This window comes from Vibrio sp. 2-Bac 85 (genome assembly GCF_037546705.1).
Taxonomy (GTDB): Bacteria; Pseudomonadota; Gammaproteobacteria; order Enterobacterales; family Psychromonadaceae; genus Psychromonas.
Genome location: NZ_JALAAB010000025.1, coordinates 16887 through 36998 on the forward strand (window position 1 = coordinate 16887; position 20112 = coordinate 36998).

The 20112-nt window shown below is 37.9% G+C and carries 15 protein-coding genes; 9 read left to right on the forward strand and 6 right to left on the reverse strand.

Features of this window, described 5'->3' with window-relative positions:
• Positions 1–5: 5 nt before the first annotated feature.
• A complete protein-coding gene (nirB, locus tag MT390_RS18595; protein ID WP_499442649.1) occupies positions 6–2531 on the reverse strand; it encodes a nitrite reductase large subunit NirB in 2526 nt (841 codons plus the stop codon).
• 440 nt (positions 2532–2971) lie between these two features.
• Between nirB and MT390_RS18600 the strand changes: the two genes are divergently transcribed.
• Positions 2972–5707, forward strand: a complete 2736-nt coding sequence (locus MT390_RS18600; protein WP_499442651.1) for a nitrate reductase — start codon at positions 2972–2974, stop codon at positions 5705–5707.
• 496 nt (positions 5708–6203) lie between these two features.
• On the opposite strand, the gene MT390_RS18605 is transcribed toward MT390_RS18600, so the two are convergent.
• Positions 6204–7025: a 2-keto-4-pentenoate hydratase gene (locus MT390_RS18605; RefSeq protein WP_499442652.1), complete on the reverse strand. Its 822-nt coding sequence runs from the start codon at positions 7023–7025 to the stop codon at positions 6204–6206.
• Positions 7026–7433: 408 nt separating this feature from the next.
• Here MT390_RS18605 and MT390_RS18610 point away from each other — a divergent pair, with 408 nt between their 5' ends.
• Genes MT390_RS18610 through MT390_RS18620 form a run of 3 tightly spaced genes read left to right on the forward strand, consistent with a single transcriptional unit; the run spans position 7434 to position 10401 of the window.
• On the forward strand, positions 7434–8141 hold the full coding sequence (locus tag MT390_RS18610; RefSeq protein ID WP_499442654.1) for an ABC transporter ATP-binding protein: 708 nt from the start codon (positions 7434–7436) through the stop codon (positions 8139–8141).
• Positions 8141–9730, forward strand: a complete 1590-nt coding sequence (locus MT390_RS18615; RefSeq protein ID WP_499442656.1) for an ABC transporter permease — start codon at positions 8141–8143, stop codon at positions 9728–9730. The genes MT390_RS18610 and MT390_RS18615 overlap by 1 nt, the downstream gene beginning before the upstream one ends.
• An 8-nt stretch (positions 9731–9738) precedes the next feature.
• Entirely contained in the window at positions 9739–10401 is a 663-nt protein-coding gene (locus tag MT390_RS18620) for a DUF3299 domain-containing protein (protein ID WP_499442658.1), read from the forward strand.
• A 137-nt stretch (positions 10402–10538) separates the two neighbouring features.
• On the opposite strand, the gene MT390_RS18625 is transcribed toward MT390_RS18620, so the two are convergent.
• On the reverse strand, positions 10539–10976 hold the full coding sequence (locus MT390_RS18625) for a hypothetical protein (RefSeq protein ID WP_499442660.1): 438 nt from the start codon (positions 10974–10976) through the stop codon (positions 10539–10541).
• Between the two features lie 528 nt (positions 10977–11504).
• Here MT390_RS18625 and MT390_RS18630 point away from each other — a divergent pair.
• Genes MT390_RS18630 through MT390_RS18645 form a run of 4 tightly spaced genes read left to right on the forward strand, consistent with a single transcriptional unit; the run spans position 11505 to position 13786 of the window.
• Complete coding sequence (locus MT390_RS18630; protein ID WP_499442661.1) at positions 11505–12119, forward strand: flavin reductase family protein; 615 nt, start codon at positions 11505–11507, stop codon at positions 12117–12119.
• 2 nt (positions 12120–12121) lie between these two features.
• Entirely contained in the window at positions 12122–12592 is a 471-nt protein-coding gene (locus tag MT390_RS18635; protein ID WP_499442663.1) for a DUF3429 domain-containing protein, read from the forward strand.
• A 47-nt stretch (positions 12593–12639) separates the two neighbouring features.
• Positions 12640–13074, forward strand: coding sequence for a thiol-disulfide oxidoreductase DCC family protein (locus MT390_RS18640; protein ID WP_499442664.1), 435 nt, complete (start codon positions 12640–12642; stop codon positions 13072–13074).
• Entirely contained in the window at positions 13040–13786 is a 747-nt protein-coding gene (locus MT390_RS18645; protein ID WP_499442666.1) for an SDR family NAD(P)-dependent oxidoreductase, read from the forward strand. The genes MT390_RS18640 and MT390_RS18645 overlap by 35 nt, the downstream gene beginning before the upstream one ends.
• A gap of 103 nt (positions 13787–13889) precedes the next feature.
• Here MT390_RS18645 and MT390_RS18650 read toward each other — a convergent pair whose 3' ends face one another.
• Positions 13890–14285, reverse strand: a complete 396-nt coding sequence (locus MT390_RS18650; protein ID WP_499442667.1) for a DUF2391 family protein — start codon at positions 14283–14285, stop codon at positions 13890–13892.
• Positions 14286–14530: 245 nt separating this feature from the next.
• Between MT390_RS18650 and MT390_RS18655 the strand changes: the two genes are divergently transcribed.
• The gene (locus tag MT390_RS18655; RefSeq protein ID WP_499442669.1) at positions 14531–16411 is read left to right on the forward strand and encodes a methyl-accepting chemotaxis protein; all 1881 of its coding nucleotides are present in this window, start codon (positions 14531–14533) and stop codon (positions 16409–16411) included.
• Between the two features lie 140 nt (positions 16412–16551).
• Here the strand turns inward: MT390_RS18655 and MT390_RS18660 are convergent, their stop codons facing one another.
• Together MT390_RS18660 and MT390_RS18665 are read right to left on the reverse strand one after the other, a co-directional pair.
• Positions 16552–17697, reverse strand: coding sequence for a DUF3541 domain-containing protein (locus MT390_RS18660; RefSeq protein ID WP_499442671.1), 1146 nt, complete (start codon positions 17695–17697; stop codon positions 16552–16554).
• A 241-nt stretch (positions 17698–17938) separates the two neighbouring features.
• Entirely contained in the window at positions 17939–19597 is a 1659-nt protein-coding gene (locus tag MT390_RS18665; protein ID WP_166372437.1) for a putative transporter, read from the reverse strand.
• Positions 19598–20112: the final 515 nt, after the last annotated feature.

A 20112-nucleotide genomic window follows, 5' to 3' on the forward strand; every position in this document is an offset into this window, starting at 1 on the left:
CTCCTTTACACTAATTCAGTGATTTCAATTTCTTTTGCTAAAGGGAAGCGTTGCCCCCTTATCACTTTAAAGGCAAGACCAGTATCTTCTTCCTTGCTATTAATAAAGTGTTTAAAACGTTTAAGTTTTTCAGGGCTCTCGATGGTTGTTTTCCATTCACATTGATAGTTCTCAATGTTATTTTCCATTTCTGCTTCTAGTTCCGCATTAATGTTTAATGAGTCATTAATAATCACATCACGTAAGTATTCAATGCCACCTTCCAAATTCTCTAACCATACCGAAGTACGTTGTAAACGATCCGCCGTGCGAATATAAAACATGTAGATGCGGTCGACATAAGTACGTAATTGCTGATCTGTTAAATCAGAGGCAAATAAGTCACCGTGACGTGGACGCATTCCACCATTGCCACCAAAGTAGAGATTCCAACCGCCATCTGTTGCAATTAATCCAAAGTCTTTACCTTGCGCTTCTGCACATTCACGGGTACAACCGGACACACCAAATTTCACTTTATGTGGCGAGCGTAAACCTTTGTAACGATTCTCAAGATCAATCGCAAAACCAATGCTATTTTTAACGCCGTAACGACACCAAGTGTTACCGACACAAGCTTTAACAGTACGTAAGGATTTACCGTAAGCATGTCCCGTTTCAAAACCTGCATCGACTAATTTTTTCCATATAGCAGGTAGTTCATGTAACTGAGCGCCAAATAGATCAACACGGGCGCCGCCGGTTATTTTGGTATAAAGGTTAAATTCTTTAGCGACTTGCCCAATCACAATCAAACCATCGGGAGTCACTTCGCCGCCTGGGATACGTGGTACCACCGAGTAAGTGCCATCTTTTTGCATATTACCTAGGTAGTTATCATTGGTATCTTGCAAGCCAACATGTGCATCTTCTAATACATAGGCATTCCAGTAAGACGCTAATATGCTTCCCACAGCAGGTTTACAAATTTCACAACCTAGCCCACTTCCACATTCGCTCAATAATGCTGAAAAGGTTTTAATTTTCTTAACGCGGATAATGTCTGTTAATTCTTGACGAGAGTAAGCAAAGTGCTCACAAATATCTTTTTTCACTTCAAAACCAAGGCTTGCTAATTCGCTATCAAGTACTTGTTTCGCAAGTGCAGAACAGCCTCCACAACCAGTTGCCGCTTTAGTTGATGCCTTAAGTTCCCCCATGCTACAACAACCCGCGGCAACGGCATTCTTAATGTCACCTTTGGAAACATCAAAACAAGAACAAATTGCCGCCGTATCTGGTAATGCATCAACGCCCATTCCAGCTGCCTCTTCACCACCTGAAGACGGTAAAATAAGCACACTTGGGTTGGCAGGTAATTTCATGTCGTTTAGTTTTAATTGCAATAATGTACCGTAAGCATCTACATCGCCCACTAATACAGCGCCAACCATTTTGGTTCCATCGGCTGATACAATTAAACGTTTATAAACTTGTTCTATTTCATCGTGATAAGTATAAGACTGAGCACCAGGTGTTTGGCCATGAACTTCACCAATACTGGCAACATCAACTCCAAGTAACTTCAACTTGGTACTCATATCTGCACCTGTAAAAGTAGTTTCTGCATCACCATGAATGTTTGCAGCAGCCACTTTTGCCATTTGATAACCCGGTGCAACCAAGCCAAAGATAAAGTTATCCCATAGCGCACACTCACCAATGGCGTAAACGTCATCAACACCTGTTTGACAATGGTTATTGATGACAATGCCACCACGTTCACCAATTGGAATGCCGGACAAACGAGCCAATTCATCTTGAGGGCGAATACCCGCAGAAAAGATAATCATATCCGTTTCTAAAAAAGTGCCATCCGCAAAGTTCATACGGTAGCGAGAGGTTTCACCTGCAACGATTTCAGTGGTTGCTTTTTCAGTATGCACTTGCACACCTAGCTCTTCTATTTTACGTTTTAATAAAGCACCACCACCATCATCTAACTGCACAGCCATTAAGCGAGGAGCAAATTCAACAATGTGTGTTTCAACACCTAAATTAACCAGTGCATTGCCGGCTTCTAGCCCTAACAATCCACCACCAATAACCACGCCGGTTTTACTGCTCTCACCTGATTTGGTAATGTCTTCTAAATCATCAATAGTACGGTATACATGACAATGCTCTTGGTCGTTACCTGGAATCGGCGGAACAAAAGGAAAAGAGCCCGTCGCTAGGACTAATTTATCGTAACTTTCAATGCGTCCGCTGGCCGTGATTACATTTTTGTTTTCAAAATCTAATTCAACGACTTTATCGTTAAGAACAAATTTAATGCCGTTCTCTTGGTAATAGGCCGCATCCGTTAACGCGAGATCGTCAGCAGTTTTACCTGAAAAGAAATAACTTAATTGCACACGGTCATAAGCTAAGCGGGACTCTTCAGAGAAGGTGATCACCTCAAATTCTGATTGTTCATTACCGATAATCGTATCGATAAATTTATGTCCTACCATGCCGTTACCAACCACAATAATGCGTTGTTTACTCATAATCGCTATTCCCTTTTAACTGCTGTTTTGTTGCGTTTAGTTATCTATATAGGTGTAGATACAAACATCTGATGTAAACAGTGCAAAGGGGAGGCCAATTTAAAAGCCAATAAAAATAAAAACAACTAAATAAATAAATTCAATTAGTTATGGCACAAAAAGATAAACGGTAAGTTTTTTTATTGATATTTCCGAAGGTAAATTGTTAAAGAAATGTGAACAAACAGTGCGTAATGCGCTAATTTGGTGCAATTTCATCGCAGGAATGGATAAGCTGATTTTGATCTACTCTATACATTTACTACAAAAAAAACATTAGCCATTGATTTTAAAGTAAAAATATATTTATCAACTATCATTTTTAAATAATTTCATAGTTGGTGTGCTCTTTGCTCCCTATATAAGTATAGAAACGGATATTAAATAGTAGAGAGAGCCACATGACCCAAGAAAAAAGCTTATGGACTAAATCAACCTGCGCATATTGTGGTGTAGGCTGTGGCATTGAAGCGAGTATCGGTGCTAAAGGTGAATTAAGCATTCGCGGTGACAAATCACATCCAGCTAATTATGGAAACCTCTGCTCTAAAGGATTAGCACTGGGTGAAACCGTTAGTCATGAAGGTCGATTGTTACACCCTTCAATTGATGGTGTAGACACGGACTGGCCACAAGCATTACAACATGTTGCTTCAAAATTTTCACAAGCCATCGAAGAGCACGGTCCAGACTCAGTTGCTTTTTATGTATCAGGACAACTCCTCACTGAAGATTATTACGTTGCCAATAAGTTAATGAAAGGCTTTATTGGTAGCGCGAACATCGATACCAACTCTCGATTATGCATGTCTTCAAGTGTTGTTGGCCATAAACGTGCTTTTGGTAGTGATACGGTTCCAGGCTGTTATGAAGATCTTGATACTGCTGAATTGGTGGTGATCACTGGTTCTAACTTAGCATGGTGCCACCCTGTTTTATTCCAACGTTTAAAAGCTGAAAAAGCAAAACGAGATAATTTATTTATTGTCGTTATCGACCCACGAGAGACAGATACCTGCTCTATTGCTGATTTACACTTAGCCATTCAACCAGAAACCGACGTCGCATTATTTAATGGTTTACTCACCTATCTAGTAGAACATAAAAAAATTGATAACGACTATATTCAACAACATAGTGAAGGTTTCGAAGCCGCATTAAAAAGTGCACAGAAAGATGCCCCCAGCATCGCTCAACTAGCTACTGATTTAGCGTTGAGTGAGCAAGACTTAACATTGTTTTTTGCTCATTTTGCTAACACCGAAAAAACACTGACCATTTACTCCCAAGGTGTTAACCAATCAACTCAGGGAAGTAATAAAGTAAACAGTATTATTAACTGCCATATCGCCACTGGTCGAATCGGACGACCTGGAATGGGACCTTTTTCAATAACAGGCCAGCCTAATGCAATGGGAGGCCGTGAAGTTGGAGGACTTGCCAATACGTTAGCCGCGCACATGGAATTTGGTGATCAAAAAGCGAATCAACTGATCAGCGAATTCTGGGAAACAGAGCAACTAGCCACCAGCCCAGGATTAAAGGCAGTAGATTTATTTGAAGCAATGAATAAAGGTAAAATAAAAGCGGTTTGGATCATTGCCACTAACCCTGTGGTCAGCTTACCCAACAGTAATAAAATTATTGCGGCATTAAAAAAATGTCCAACTGTGATTGTCTCAGACTGTATGGCCGACACTGCAACAACCCGATATGCGGATGTATTGTTACCGGCACAAGGCTGGAGTGAAAAATCAGGTACAGTGACAAACTCTGAAAGACGCATTTCAAGGCAGCGTCGTTTATTACCTAGCCCAGGTGTAGCCAAAGCAGATTGGTGGATCATCAGTGAAGTCGCTAAACACATGGGGTTTAAAAAGGCGTTTAATTACCTGCATGAAGGTGAAATTTTCTCTGAATTTACAAAAATGACTACGTTAGATAATGAAGATGGATTAACACGTGATCTTAATTTAATTGGATTAACCACTCTTGATGCAAAAGGGTACAGTCAGTTAACCCCGCAACAATGGCCAGTGACTCACTTGCAAACAAAAAATGTGCACCAACGTTTATTTGCCGATAAGCAATTTTTTACGGCTTCTAAGAAAGCACAGTTCATTGCAGTCTCACAATTAGCAACGAGCCTTAATGTGAAAAGCGAACTACCTAAACAATCCCAATATCCTTTAATATTAAATAGTGGACGTATTCGAGACCATTGGCATACGATGACACGCACAGGCTTATCAAGTCGTTTAGGTGCACATATAACTGAACCTTTTGTCGCAATACACCCAAATGATGCAGAAAAATCACAGATAAAAGATAACAATTTGGTGGCGATCAATAGCCCTCAAGGTGCAATGCTAGTGAGAGCATTACTCACTAAACAACAAAATCAAGGACAACTTTTTACGCCAATTCACTGGAATAGCCAAACCGCTAAAAGTGCTAACATTTGTAATTTAGTCAGTGATGATAATGACCCTATTTCTGGGCAACCCGGTTTTAAATCAACTCAGGTAAGCTTAAAAAAATGGCATTATCATAGTGAAGCGATGTTATTAACACGCCAACCGTTAGCACTAGGCGAGTTTGATTATTGGGTAAAACAAAAAGTTGAAAAAGGTTATTTGTACCGGATTGCTGATAACCGCACTGCTTCCGAATTAGCGCAAGCGATACAAAGTTTATTGCAAAACACACAAGGTAAAACGTTACAATTTTCAAGTACAGATCAATCTCAGCAGGCGATACATCGTTATGCCTTTGTACAAAATGGGCAACTTAATAATGCTTATATTACCTCTGAGCAATTAACCACACAGTCATTAGATTGGCTACAAAGTGTGTTAGATCTTCCACTTGATAGTAGTATTGAGCTCACTCTCATTTCAGGAATTGTTGAAGGCAAGCTAGCACAGGGTAAGATCATCTGTGCTTGTAAACAGGTGGGGATCAATACCATTACTGAAGCAATTCAGAAGCAAGGCTGCCACTCACTCGATAGCATTAAACAATGTACTAGTGCAGGTACAGGTTGTGGTAGTTGTTTACCTGAAGTGGAAAATATTTTGGCCGAAAATTTTATTGTGGCAACACAACACATTGAAGTTGAAGAGTTTGTTGTTTAATTTTTTTTATTTGCAGAATAATAAAACAGAGTAAATACATTAAGGCTAATAACGTATTTTAGTATTTATTGAGCCTTATTTTTCTTCGTGCCCTCTTTGTAGCGAAGCAGTTTTGTGGTTATTTTTTCTTTAAAATCAAAAGCGATTAACCACGAAGGCACGAAGCTCACGAAATAAATAAAAACACCAAAAAAATCAAGGCCAATAACGAATTTTGATGTTTATTGAACCCTATTTTCCTTCGTGTCCTCTGTGTAGATAAGCGGCTTCGTGGTGATTTTTTTCTTTAAAATAAAAAGCGATTAACCACGAAGGTAAAAAGCCCTCAAATAAATCAAGCCCAGCAACGAGTTTTAATATTTATTGAGCCCTATTTTCCTTCGTGTCCTCTGTGTAGCGAAGCGGCTTCGTGGTGAATAGCTTTTTTGTGACTTTACAATAGCGACAAAAAAAGCGACCAATGATCGCTTTTGGAGTTTGACTGAATTGGTAAAAATTATTTACTAATATCAACCAAGGTAAAGTCCATTGTACAAACGTCACCAAACTTAACCGTAGACTTAGCACCGACTAATACTTCATGCACACCAGTGATTGCACCAGAGCAACATAAAGAACCAGCAGCTAAGGTAATACCACGCTCAGCACAACAGTCAATCATGAAAGCTAATGCTGCCATTGGACCATTTAAAATACCATCTGTAGGAGCAGTATTAATTAGCTGGTCATTAATAGTGACACTCGTTTGCATATTAGCAATGCTGTTCTTCCAATCACTAATAGCACTGCCCACTACCACACCGTATTGGTTACCGATATCTGCAATGATTGCCGTTGGACCATAACTATTTAGGTCAACAACAGGGCTACTCGCAATTTCGATACCTGCGTAAACATCCTTAACAAGATGCTCAACACCGTCAGCAGTATTAATGCTACCAGGAGCGATATCTTGATTAATCTCTATCACTAATTCTGCTTCAATGGCAATAAAGCCACCAGAAAATACAGGTAACTCAAACTTTTCACCCGATGATTGTTGCTCATTTAAAGGCACATGAACATTGTTAAAAATAGGCCCAATAACACGCTCAGCCCCCAATTCTTCACGCAACTCAGGAGGAATCATCCCCACTTTCCAACCAACAATCGCTTGGTCAGAAGCATCAATTGAACCATCTTGAACAACATATGCCTCTTTTAATGAAGTAGGAATAGGACCTGGAAAACTATCTAAAATACGAACATCTTTACGAGCACTAGAAAGTGCATGTGCTAGCTCGCTAATTTGCTCACTAGTTAAAGGGGTAGCTGACATAAAATACTCTCACAATGGATTTCATAAGTTGATGGTGAAGATGGCAACAAGTAAGTGCAAACTTGAGCCCTGAAAAATTAGTATAAACGTCCTATAACAGCAAACAAAGTGATAATTAATTGTTTAATCAGGATTTTGATAGATATCAATTGTATAAAAGAGAACAATATACAAACAACAATCAAACAAAAAGCAAACAAAAAAAGCAGCTTCGATAATTGTTATTGAATAATCGTTAATTCTTCTTAAGATTTAAATCGTTCAGAAAAACCTGAGAATAAAAGCGACCTAAAAAATACAATAGCATCTCGTATTGCTCGGTTTAATTTGTTACATTATAACAAATTAACGTTATATTATAACAATTCAGTAATCAGATACTGACCCATAATAAACAGCGGATGAATCATGATTAAATTAACTAATTTAACTTTTGCCTGGCACCAACAAGCAATTATTGAAATTGAAACCTTACACATTGAAAAAGGTCAGCACCTTTTTATTGAAGGTCCTAGTGGCAGTGGGAAAAGTACACTATTAAACTTATTAGGCGGTGTATTAACACCTCAACAGGGTTCGATTTCAATACTTGGGCAATCACTACAACAGTTGTCATCTAGCCAAAAAGACAGTTTTAGATCCAACCATATTGGCTTTATATTCCAACAATTTAATTTAATCCCTTATCTCAGCGTCTTAGATAACATCACCCTACCCTGTACTTTTTCAGCATTACGAAAAGCAAAAGTGTTAAAACGCAGTGAATGTTTGAATACTGAAGCAATACGTTTATTAACCGCTCTAGGGTTAACTGATCCAGCTTTATTACAACGTAATGTGAACCAATTAAGTGTAGGGCAACAGCAACGAGTTGCGGTAGCACGAGCAATGTTAGGTAGCCCAGAAATAATTATCGCCGACGAACCTACTTCAGCATTAGATGCAAATCATCGCCAAGCTTTCATTGAGATATTATTTGAAGAATGTAAAAAAGAAGACATTACACTGATTTTTGTCAGCCATGATACCAGTTTAAAAAATCACTTTGATTATCACATTAGCCTACCTGAAATTAATAAAGCGAATGCTAACCTAGTAACCCAGGAGGCAATATAATGGCCATTTTATCTCTCGCATTCAAAAGCTTGCTTAACCGTAAACTGACATTTTTTATTACTCTCTTTTCTATTGCGATCAGCGTGACTCTGTTATTAGGCGTGCAAACCCTAAAGACAGAAACAAATTCAAGTTTTATGAAAAGCATTTCAGGCACAGACTTAATTATCGGCTCACGTGGCGCTTCTTCACAGTTATTATTAAGCTCAGTCTTTCATATCGGCCAATCAACAAACACCATTCAATACGCAACTTATCAGGAGATACAAAAATCACCAGCAGTTGAATGGGCAGTCCCTATTTCTTTAGGTGATTCTCACCAGGGTTATACTGTGATGGCGACTGATTTAAGTTTCTTTGACCATTTTAGCTATGCAAATAAACAGCATCTTAAGGTGCATTCAGGAAAGATAGACGGAGATATGTTTGCTGTTGTAATTGGCGCAGAAGTAGCAAATAAATTAAACTATGCAATTGGTGACGAAGTCATTGTTACGCATGGAGGTGGTGAAATAGAAGGCCATCACCACGACAATATTCCTTTTTATATCAGCGCTATTTTATCCCCCTCTTTTACTGCTATCGATCAAACTTTAATTATTTCCTTAGAAGCAATGGCCGCGATGCATACCGATAATCATGGTCATTTTGGCGTACTCCCAGGTGAAGAAACCTTAGCGACTGATCAAGGCCATGAACATCACGACGAAGAAAAGCATGAAGGACATGAACATCAAGACGAAGCGACTCATCAAGAACATGAGCATCACGACGAAGCAACGCATGAAGAGCATGAGCATCACGACGAAGCAACGCATGAAGAGTATAAGCATCACGACGAAGCGACTCATCAAGAGCATGAACATCGCGACGAAGCAACGCATGATGGACATGAACATCACAACGAAGTAGCACATCAAGAGCATGAGCATCATGATGAAGCAACGCATGAAGGACATGAGCACGACGATCAAATTCATAGCGAACACCGAGAAACGCAAGATCAACGCGTGGCACGTTTATTAAAAATAAAGCCTGAAAAAATTAATGCTATTTTTGTGGGTTTAACTTCACCACAAGCCATATTAGGTATGCAGAGTTATATTAATAACTATCCTAAAGAGCCATTATCAGCGATTATTCCAGCTGTGGCACTGCAAGAGCTATGGCAGTTCTTTAGTCTTGCTGAAATTGCATTGAACATAGTCACAGTATTTGTTGTCTTAGTCGGGCTATTAGGTATGTTAAGTATTATCCTGATGAGTTTAAATGAACGTCGCAGAGAGATGGCGATATTACGCTCAGTGGGCGCTAGGCCTGCACATATCTTTGGTTTAATCATTGGTGAAGCTGGGTTTGTTTGTTTTGCAGGTATAGTAATCGGTGTGGCACTGCTTTATTTATTACTTGCTGTGTTACAAGCTCCGCTTGCCTCTTATTATGGGTTTTATATTGACATCAATATGTTAACGTCTAATGATCTACTTATTTTAGCCGTTATCCAATGCAGTGCTTTATTGATTGCACTTATCCCTGGCTGGCTGATCTACAAATATTCATTATCAGATGGAATGAGCATTAAATTTTAGGAATAAGCATGAAAAAATATTTATTAATACCATTTTTAATCATCTTAACCTCTATGGTTCAGGCTCAACCGATGCAGATCGGTTGGCAAGACTTGCAGGGAAAAGTTGAACCTTATCAAGACCCTTTTGCTGCTTTAACAGATGATCAACTTTTTAATCTATCTGTTTATGGCCGTATTACAGAGATGAAAACCTTATATCCTTCATATGAGATAACTGATGCCATGCTCAAAGAAGCTGAACAAGCTAAAGCTCAGTTAATAAAAGAAAATATTAATATTGAGTATATGTTTGAGCAGCGCGATATTATTATGAAAAAGCGCCAAAAAGCAGCCCTAATTACTAATGACTTGTTAGCCAATAGAGAAATACAGATGTCTGGCTATATGTTGGCGCTTGAGTTTAATAATGGGACCGTATCGGAGTTTTTACTAGTTCCTACCATTGGGGCTTGCTCACACAAACCAGTGCCTCCGGCAAACCAATTAATATTCGTAAAAGCAGCAACACCTGTTCATGCTGGCTCTCCTTATATGCCAATAAAAATAACGGGCACTTTACGAGTCACACCGGAAGTTAAAGACCTTTATTTAGTTGATGGTAAAAAACAAGTGCGCATGGCTTATAGTTTAGAAGATGCCATCGTAGAACCGTTTATTGCAACGCATTAAAATTGCTAACAAGTTAACACTCAAAACCGTAGTAGAGTAATTACGACGGTTTTGAGCCTATTAACATTCTGACTAGCGGCTAATAACAAATCTAATAACCCGTCTAATAACCAATCCAATAATTAATTTAGCCTGAACTAATCTCTTCTGGTTACACTAAATCGATCACCTTTTTCAAGCATTAAGTCCACTTCTACAGATTGACCGCCAACGCCATGAACATTACATTTTGCGCTCACCACGACCTTCATTAATCCTTTAGGTAACTTGATATTGCACAAACTGCGTGTAAAAGGCTGCTCGTTATCATGGGGATGTGCCAGTTCTCGAATAGCCAATACATTACCTTTTAAGTCCGCTATTTGCCAAGAATCTGCATAATGCTGCCAACCTTGATCGTTGTGTCTAACTTGGGTATCAAAGCACCAACTACCATCTTGACTCTGTGTAGCCCTTACATTACTAACTTGTGCAAAATCTAGTGAAGTAAAAGGTGTCTCTGTATCGGTTGCAGCAGCCAATAGCGAAGAAGTAAAAAATGCTAATACACAGACTGTTTTCATTATTTTTTTCATTGAGTAATCCTATTTAACTATTAATAAACCCATACAGGTAGGATAGTGAATTGCATTGATTCACCCAATAGTTAACCAACTTAACAACGCTACTTAAGGATACCTTTCAGCTACTTCTTTCAACTATGCTTTTAACTATTTATTTCAACTATGTTTTTCAGATTATATAGAATAAAAAACTTAAAAAGTCTCCGTAAAGAATACTTTTTAACAATTCTTTGTCACAAAGCCAACACCAACGCCACCACCAACCTAATTGAAGATTAAGTTAGCATAAATCGAATTATTTTTAAGCAAAGCAGATCTTAGTAAGCGACATTAACGTATCTATACCCATAAGTAATTCATAACACTAAATATCACATACAAACACGTGTATTTAATCTTATTACGTGTACTCATTGAATAAGTACCCGTTTAATAAGTACTCATTAAATATTCAGGTGAGGCAAAAATTTAACTTTGTTTTACCTTTGTAAGGAGAGATTTATCACTTTTAAATATTTTGACAGCAGTGATTTTAAAGCTATGCCAGATAGGGATAGAGCACGGTTTATTAATAGCTTATCAGGCTTTAAAAGTGCCAACCTAATAGCGACGCAGGATAAACAAGGCAATACTAATGTCGCTATGTTTAGCTCAGTCGTTCATCTCGGAGCTTCGCCTGCTTTAGTAGGGTTTGTAATGCGTCCAGATAATAACGATAGGCACACATTAGATAATATTATCAATACTTCTGAGTATACAATCAACCAAGTATCTGCTGATTTCTATCAACAAGCACATCAAACCTCTGCTCGTTATCCTAAACATCAAAGTGAATTTGAGGCTACGGGCTTATCGACACATTTTATCGACCCTATAAAAGCACCTTTTGTAAAAGAGAGTGTTTTAAAATATGCCGTTGAGCTGAAGCAAATAATCCCCATTCCACTTAACAATACTCAGTTTATTATTGGTGAGATAAAGCTAGTTGTATGTGCTCATGATGCGATTAAAGAAGATGGTTATATTGATATTGAACAACTACATACCACGTCAATATCTGGACTGGATAGCTATCATACTAGTCAGCGCCTGTCTCGTTTAAGCTACGCTAAACCAAATAAAAACAGTAGCAAATTAAGTGTTAACGGTGATTAGCTATGAGCGATATAAACAAAGCAGATAAGGCTGTTGAAAAAATATCTACTTACTTAGGTTATTTAGGATTATTACCTTTTTATATTTGTTTGTTGCTCAGCCAAATAGTAAATAACGAGCAACTAGAACCTCACTCTCTTATTGTTTCGATACAACAGGCTTTTGTTTTTTATAGTACCATTATATTAAGCTTTATGTCCGGCACGTTATGGCAAAAAGAAGCATCGAAAAAACAGGTTAAGTTGCAGCTGCTCAGTAATGTACTTTGTTTAATTGCCTTTGCTTGTTTATTAATGCCTGTTTTTTATGCGTTAATTATTTTGCCTATTACTTATGCAGGACTGCTGTTGACAGAATACCTACTCCGTTTCCAACAACAAATGACATTAACAGCAAGCTATATAAAAATGAGATTAATATTGACACTTTTAGTTGTTCTTTCACATGTTACTGCACTTCTATTATGGTATTAACAACAGGCGATGACAGAAGCTTAGATTCAAATAATAAGGATAAGAAGATGAGTTCAAAAGAGTTAACGATTTTTTACGATGGCAGATGTCCATTGTGTAGTTTAGAAATGCAAAGATTAAAGCAACAAGATCTCACTGACAAAATCAGTTTAGAAGACCTGCATCAGGATAATTTTGAAGCCCGTTTTCCTCATATTAATGTAACTAAAGCACTCGCTATTTTACATGGTGAATATCAGGGAAAGCTATTACTAGGTCTAGAAGTTACACACCGAGCTTGGACATTGGTAGGCAAAGGTGCACTCGTCGCTCCCTTGCAATGGCCGGTTATAAAGCAAGTCGCTAATGCATCTTACTTAATACTCGCTAAATATCGTTATCCTATTTCTAGCTTTATACATCGTCGCTTTGGAATAGGTATCAACACATGTGAACAAGGAACCTGCTATGAAAGACCAAACAACACTAATCATCGGCGCTAACAGTGGTATTGCAAAAGCGCTTGCAGTTGAAGTAATAAAAACTAACCAGTCTCATTTAATGGCGATAACCCGTGATAGTCATTTTTATCAGCAGGATATGTTTAACAATAGTGATATTTTCTCAGTGGCCGATTATCAGGAATCGACGATACAAAAAACAATAACAGACTTAAATAAAAAACTTCCGGCACCATTATCACAGGTATTTATTTGTCATGGTTTATTACATAGTGAACAAGTTACACCGGAGAAACGTTTACAAGGATTAACAGAAAATGCATTTAATGAAGTGATGACAGCCAATGCGCTTACTCCTATGTTATGGATAAAAAACTTAATCCCAACCTTTAAACACAAGTTGAATCAAAAACAAGCCTGCAAAATCGTTGTATTTAGTGCGCGAGTTGGCAGTATTAGTGACAATCATATAGGCGGTTGGTATAGCTATCGTGCATCAAAAGCAGCGCTAAACATGTTAATTAAATCCGCAGCCGTAGAATTCTCAAGAACAGTTAAAAACGTTAAATTAATCTCTTTTCACCCGGGCACCACCGACACACCTCTTTCTAAACCTTTCCAAAAAAATGTGCCTGAAGATAAATTATTTAGCAGTGAGTTTGTTGCATTACAGCTTCTAGAAATAGTAAAAAATACTAACATCGATGGCGAAGCAAGTTTTGTCGATTGGCAAGGCAAAGCGATACCATGGTAACAACGATGAGAGTTCAATAACCACTTGCCGTAGTGATCACTAATGGTATTGTCTTTAAAGAAGAAGGATACATTTAAGGTTATCTATATTTAAGGCGTATCTACTACTCCTTGTCAAAACTATCCACCACAATTGCCCCCATTGAAGCAGGCATCGTAATAACAATAATGCGTTTAATAGCGATCAATGGGTCATCGAAGAAGGGTAACTTATTTAAGCAAAAGAGCACTAATGCAACCACTAAAGCCGTCATAAAATAAGCAATGATAATACGTGAGACAAAAACTAACTTTCTAGATTGTATATCTTTTTGGAAAACACTTTCATAGGTATAAAGTGTTAAGAATATAACAGATAAGGTTAATAACATTACCAGATTAGTATGAGGTAAAGTTTCACCTAAGCGCCACGCTTCTTCAGAAAAAGAGATCGGTACCGCCAGCGCAAAAGCACCTACAAATATTTGACTCGCATCTTCAAAATTAAAGCTAAATTTCATATAGACCCTAAGCTTATTGCCTATTAAAACAGATAAAGAAATATCAAGTTATAACATACTTGAACAAAAGTCATCGCTTTACTTATCGATAACAACTTAGCGTTAAATTATTTTGCTAGTTTTTATTAAGTACGTATGTCCATAAAATAGCAGCAAAAAAGATCCATTATTTCTTTTTTAGAATCTGGCAAAACAAGGAATTACTTCTAGAATATTAGCATATTTTATATTTGACAGGAGTCACCATGAAAGTTTCCGCCAAGGTTGTGCTTACATCCTCATTGGTTTTAATCGTAGCCATCAGTTTACTCTCTATTTTTCAGTACAAAGTAATGACTGATACATTACGTCATAACTCAAGCAGTGCTATTGAAGAGTCCAGTAATGCACTTGCATTGCAAATAACTAATTGGCTGAATGGTAAATTAGAAATAATCGATTTAACTTCACAATCAATAGATGTTGATTTTAGTGCAGAAACCATCCAACAAAGCTTTGATGCTCCATTGTTAAAAGAGGCTTTCATACTTATTTTTGGTGGGCTAGAAATTGATGGCAAAAGGCTCACCAATGATCCCAATTGGGCCCCTAAAAATTGGGATGCACGAAAAAGACCTTGGTACACACTAGCTAAATCCTCGGACCGGGCACAAATTACAGAGCCCTACCCTGATTCAGTAACAAAAGAGATATTAATATCAGTCACTGCAAATATTACAGATAAAGGTCAGTTCAAAGGTGCATTTGGTGGTGACTTAAGCTTGAAAACTGTATCGGACTCCCTTAATACGCTGACTTTCAATGATGCAGGATATGCTTTTCTACTAACTAAAGACGGTAATATCATAAGCCACCCTAATATTGAAAATAACGGCAACAATTACCAACAGTTATTTGCGGGAAAATCACTTCCGCTCCATAAAGAGATTCAAGAGATACAGGTTGATGGAAAAACTCTTTGGGTGCGCTTTACACCTCTACAAGGTTTACGTGGTATGGATTGGTATATCGGCGTTGTAGTCGACCGTAGTATTATAATGGCCGACGCTAATAAGATGGAAATGAATACCTTAATTGGAGGAACGGTATCAGTGTTACTGAGTATCCTTTTATTAGGTGCAATGATGAGAAAAATATTACAACCTGTACACTTCCTTTCTGAATCATTAGTTGAGATAAATAGCGGCAATGGTGATCTGACTAAACGTTTACCGATTATTTCCCGTGACGAGTTTGGTGAGGTAGCCACCCAATTTAACCTTTTCATTGGTAATTTACAGAATATTATTGTTAATGTGAAAGATCTGGCATCGGATATTGACCAGAGCACGCAACAAGTAAGTTCTGAATCAGAGAAAGCATCAAAAGAGCTAAGTCTTCAATTAACAGAATTAGATCAACTTGCTACAGCAATGAATGAAATGGCTTCTAGTGCAATGGAAGTGGCAGGCAATGCTCAGATAGCAGCTCAGTCCACAACAATAGCAGATCAAGAAACTGCCACAGGTGTACAAATATTCTCTAATGCAGCATCGTCAATCGACAAACTATCGATACAAATGGATATCGCTGTCGGCTCTGTCATTGAACTTGCTCAATTTAGTAATAATATAGAATCAATACTGACAGTAATAACTGGTATTGCAGAACAAACAAACTTACTTGCTTTAAACGCTGCAATTGAAGCCGCACGAGCAGGTGAAACAGGACGAGGTTTTGCAGTAGTAGCAGATGAAGTGCGCTCTCTTGCTTCAAGAACACAAGAGTCGACCAGCGAAATACGCGCCACGATCGAACAGTTACAAGCAGGTGTGCGAAAAGCTGAGGTTAATATTAAAGAGAGCCGTGAAATCGCGACAAGTACCTCTGAAGAAGCTAGTAAAGCAAATGGTGCACTGGAAAAAATTCGTAATTCAATCGCTCAAATTAGCGATATGAACTTACAGATAGCAGCGGCAGCAGAACAACAGTCGGCCACTACTGAAGAGATAAATCGTAACACAACTAATATTAGAGATATCAGCCAAGATGTATCTGAAGGTGCTTTACAACAAGTTAAATGTGCGCAACTGATGAAACAGCAAGTACAAGAACAAGATAAGCAATTAACGCAATTCAAGGTGTAATGAGGTAGGTTTTTACTTCGCCCCAATAATCATTCTTATCATAGTTGGGGCGTAGCGTTTGTTGTACTTAATATTTAAAATAAAGGATTGTACTTATCATTTGAACTCAAGGATCATTTTATTTTTCATGTACTTAGACACTAGTCCTTTGCTACTAGTCCATAGGGTTTGGAACGAAATAATTCGGGTTGTTGGGTGATTGTTGGTGCAGCATGCACTCCTTTCCAGTCAAGCAACATAATCGCTAGGACATTACGATGTTCCCCTTTTTTCAAATCAACTCCTCCGGTTACAGAAGGCACTAGACCTTGATCACGATTTAATGATTGCTGAATAACCTTTCTCGTTTTTAATACCACCGGATCATTATCTAAACCGGCCAATAAGAAGTTAATACCAACCTCCGCAACTACATCTTCTTTTGCTCGAGCAATAATAGTATCAATATTATCGCGATAGTAATCAAACAACCATTGGTGATCTTGTTCCCTAACAGAATGCTGATAATAAGCAGATGCCGCGAAGATAATATGCGTTAACCCGTAAATTTTATTACCAAATTGCTGTTCTGATAAACTACTATCCAGCGTATCAGGATAAACCTTTCTAAAGGTAGTAATAAACTCCTCTACAACATCCTGCTCGCCCAGTTGTCGTAACCAGTACACTTGATTGGCTAATTGTGCAGCCCAAGCTTTGATCATAGCCTCATTGGTTGCATATTTAGTAAAATCATAACGGCGAATAATTTGCTTTAATCTATTATTTTCAAGGTGCTGTAATCCATACTCATTGGCACGCGCCATTGACCCCAGTAAATCAACACCTAAATAAAGGTACTCTGGCATCTCCTTGGTAATTTGATAACGTAACTGACTACGCTCGCTTTCCTCCTCCAAATAGCCTTTAATGCGCTGTTCTGCATACTTTCTGATCTGCTGCGGTGTATGCACTTCGTTAGCAAAAAAATTTAAACGACTGGCAACTCGCGCCATGTCCGACCATATTGCAGCTGCATATTTATTATCAAGCGTTTGTCGGTACATTCTCAAGCCATAATGGCCAGACTTAAAAGCAGGCAAAGTATATAAACGAGCTTCATAGGTACTACGAATTAAATCTGCATCCTGTTCAAAGCTAGGATTAAGGTTAGTGGTTTGTGTGGTTAATTGATTTTGAATATCAACAACGGGCGTATTGATAGAAAGCAGTGGCTCTGAACTATATACGTTTAAAGTAACTAGCAAAGAGATAATAATAGAACTGGTAATATGTAAAAATCTCATACAACTTCCTTTTTGTCTTAGCTAACCATCATTTAAATAACTGATTAACCCAACTAATTAAGTGAGCCAATTAATCGAGTTAACTAATCAAGCTAATTAAAATATACGATGACTGCGCAATCTCTATAAAAAAACAAAGACCATTAAATAATTAATGGTCTTTGAATACAGGATAACTTATCTCTCAGCGATATTATTTATACAACAAACATATAACTTAACGATTAAACATCATTGTTTTTTAACCAGCCCAAAGCAATAATGCCATAATTTGCGGTGATAAAATCCGCAAGAACATAACTAAAGGATAGACTGTTGCGTAAGCAAGCGCTGAAGCGCCGCTTGTTGGGTGAAGGCCATTAGCAAAAGCCAATGCTGGAGGATCAGTCATTGAACCAGCGAGCATTCCACATAAGCTAAGATAATTTATTTTAGTAAATATCCGAGCAATAAAACCTACAGTAAGAAGGGGAATAAAAGTAATTGCGATGCCATAACACATCCAAATAAGTCCATCTCCTTCAGTAAGTGTTTCTAAAAATTGTCCGCCTGATTTTAACCCAACAACTGCTAGAAAAAGAACTATCCCGATTTCACGTAATGCAAGATTAGCACTTGGCGGCATAAACCAATAAAGCTTACCGATACTGCCAATTCTAGCTAAAATCAGTGCAACAATTAAAGGGCCTCCTGCTAAGCCTAATTTTAAGGCAACCGGAAAACCTGGAATAGTAATAGGAATTGAACCAACTAACATACCTAAACCGATTCCAATAAACACAGGTAGCATCTGTACCTGTTGCAGTTTTTGCTCTGCATTACCAACAACAGCCCCTACTGCATCAATTGCATCTTGGCGCCCCACTAAATTTAAAATATCCCCAAATTGTAACGACATTGAACTACTGGGTACTAGCTCAATACCACTGCGATGAAGCCTTGAAATTACCACATCATAAGTTTCAATTAAGTTTAGTTCTCCAATCTTTTTATTTAAGACTTCATCGGCAGTAACCACTACGCGCACTGAACGCAAATTTGTCCCCTTTGTCGAGAGAGAGGCGTCAACCACTTCACCGATAATTAAACGCGCTTCATCTAATGACTTTTGATCGCCGACCAAATTTAATAAATCGCCCATTTTAACAATGGTACCCGCAGTCGGTATTAACAACTCGTCAGCATGCTTTAAGCGAGAGCAAACAACACGACCACTATTAATGATAGGAATATTCTTAATCATTAAACCATCTAAATTAATATTATGAAGTTCAACATTAATTGAATTCAGATTAGAATTTTTTTTCCCAGTCTGATTATCAAAAGAATCAGCTTCCTCATTAATATTTACTCGGAAAAACCAACGTATGATCCACATTGTAAATAAAATACCTAAGATACCAAAAGGGTATGCGATTGCATAACCCATACCTGTTTGCCCAAGTAATTCGGATGTAGCACCAAGCTCTCCCATAATCTGCTGGCCCGCCCCTAATGAAGGCGTATTAGTAACAGCTCCGGAAAAAATGCCTAGAATAATAGGTAATGGAACATCAAATAATTTATACAACACAGCGGTGACAATACAGCTAAGTAAGACCAATAAAGCGGCAAAGCCATTTAATCGCATTCCAGAATTACGTAACGAAGCAAAAAAGCCAGGGCCAACCTGAATACCAATAGTATAAACAAATAAGATTAGACCAAACTCTTGAATGAAATGTAGGGTATGCATATCAAGTTCAATTCCGTATTGTGTACTAAAGTGGCCCACAAAAATGCCACCAAAAAGTACCCCTCCAATACCAAGCCCGACGCCATAAACTTTCCAACTTCCTATCCATAAGCCGATCACTGCAACCAGTGATAACATGCTAATAGATAGTGCGATCTCACCCATAAAAACTCCTTTAATAAATAATAGCCAAACCGATAAAAATAGATTTATTTATGCGATTTGGAATCAGTGAACAGAGTGAAAAGAGTGTAAAGCTAATTGATAAAAGTTATCGTTAAAAAGTAAGCAATGGCAATCAAATCAAACTAATAGGTAGGTATAATAGGTCTATTATTAATCATAATTAGCTATCTAAATCACACTTACTTAGTGATATTTACAAAGGGAATAAATAGATATCAAAAACAAAGGTCAGATCTCATAATTGATTTTTATTGAATCGATAGCAGACAAGATGTGTATCGATCAAATATTGAATGAAGAACTTCAACCATCCAGAGCTAAGGTCGTTCATTTAAAAGTGTAGAAGTATCAATCCCGCCCTACCTATCGCTCTAAAAGATGGCAACTCAGTGGCGCTTTTTTATGCCCTGCTCAGCAGGACATCACCACCAAAACCCTAAACGAAAAAATCCCTGCTGACATAAGTCAACAGGGATTGTTCGTATTAGGCGCTT

Excerpts from the sequence above, each read along its gene's own strand:
- MT390_RS18610 (WP_499442654.1), top strand. The coding sequence starts at position 7,434 with ATGATTAAATTAACTAATTTAACTTTTGCCTGGCACCAACAAGCAATT.
- MT390_RS18645 (WP_499442666.1), top strand. The coding sequence starts at position 13,040 with ATGAAAGACCAAACAACACTAATCATCGGCGCTAACAGTGGTATTGCA.
- nirB (WP_499442649.1), bottom strand. The coding sequence starts at position 2,531 with ATGAGTAAACAACGCATTATTGTGGTTGGTAACGGCATGGTAGGACAT.
- MT390_RS18620 (WP_499442658.1), top strand. The coding sequence starts at position 9,739 with ATGAAAAAATATTTATTAATACCATTTTTAATCATCTTAACCTCTATG.
- MT390_RS18665 (WP_166372437.1), bottom strand. The coding sequence starts at position 19,597 with ATGGGTGAGATCGCACTATCTATTAGCATGTTATCACTGGTTGCAGTG.
- MT390_RS18605 (WP_499442652.1), bottom strand. The coding sequence starts at position 7,025 with ATGTCAGCTACCCCTTTAACTAGTGAGCAAATTAGCGAGCTAGCACAT.
- MT390_RS18625 (WP_499442660.1), bottom strand. The coding sequence starts at position 10,976 with ATGAAAAAAATAATGAAAACAGTCTGTGTATTAGCATTTTTTACTTCT.
- MT390_RS18650 (WP_499442667.1), bottom strand. The coding sequence starts at position 14,285 with ATGAAATTTAGCTTTAATTTTGAAGATGCGAGTCAAATATTTGTAGGT.
- MT390_RS18615 (WP_499442656.1), top strand. The coding sequence starts at position 8,141 with ATGGCCATTTTATCTCTCGCATTCAAAAGCTTGCTTAACCGTAAACTG.
- MT390_RS18655 (WP_499442669.1), top strand. The coding sequence starts at position 14,531 with ATGAAAGTTTCCGCCAAGGTTGTGCTTACATCCTCATTGGTTTTAATC.
- MT390_RS18640 (WP_499442664.1), top strand. The coding sequence starts at position 12,640 with ATGAGTTCAAAAGAGTTAACGATTTTTTACGATGGCAGATGTCCATTG.
- MT390_RS18635 (WP_499442663.1), top strand. The coding sequence starts at position 12,122 with ATGAGCGATATAAACAAAGCAGATAAGGCTGTTGAAAAAATATCTACT.
- MT390_RS18600 (WP_499442651.1), top strand. The coding sequence starts at position 2,972 with ATGACCCAAGAAAAAAGCTTATGGACTAAATCAACCTGCGCATATTGT.
- MT390_RS18660 (WP_499442671.1), bottom strand. The coding sequence starts at position 17,697 with ATGAGATTTTTACATATTACCAGTTCTATTATTATCTCTTTGCTAGTT.
- MT390_RS18630 (WP_499442661.1), top strand. The coding sequence starts at position 11,505 with ATGCCAGATAGGGATAGAGCACGGTTTATTAATAGCTTATCAGGCTTT.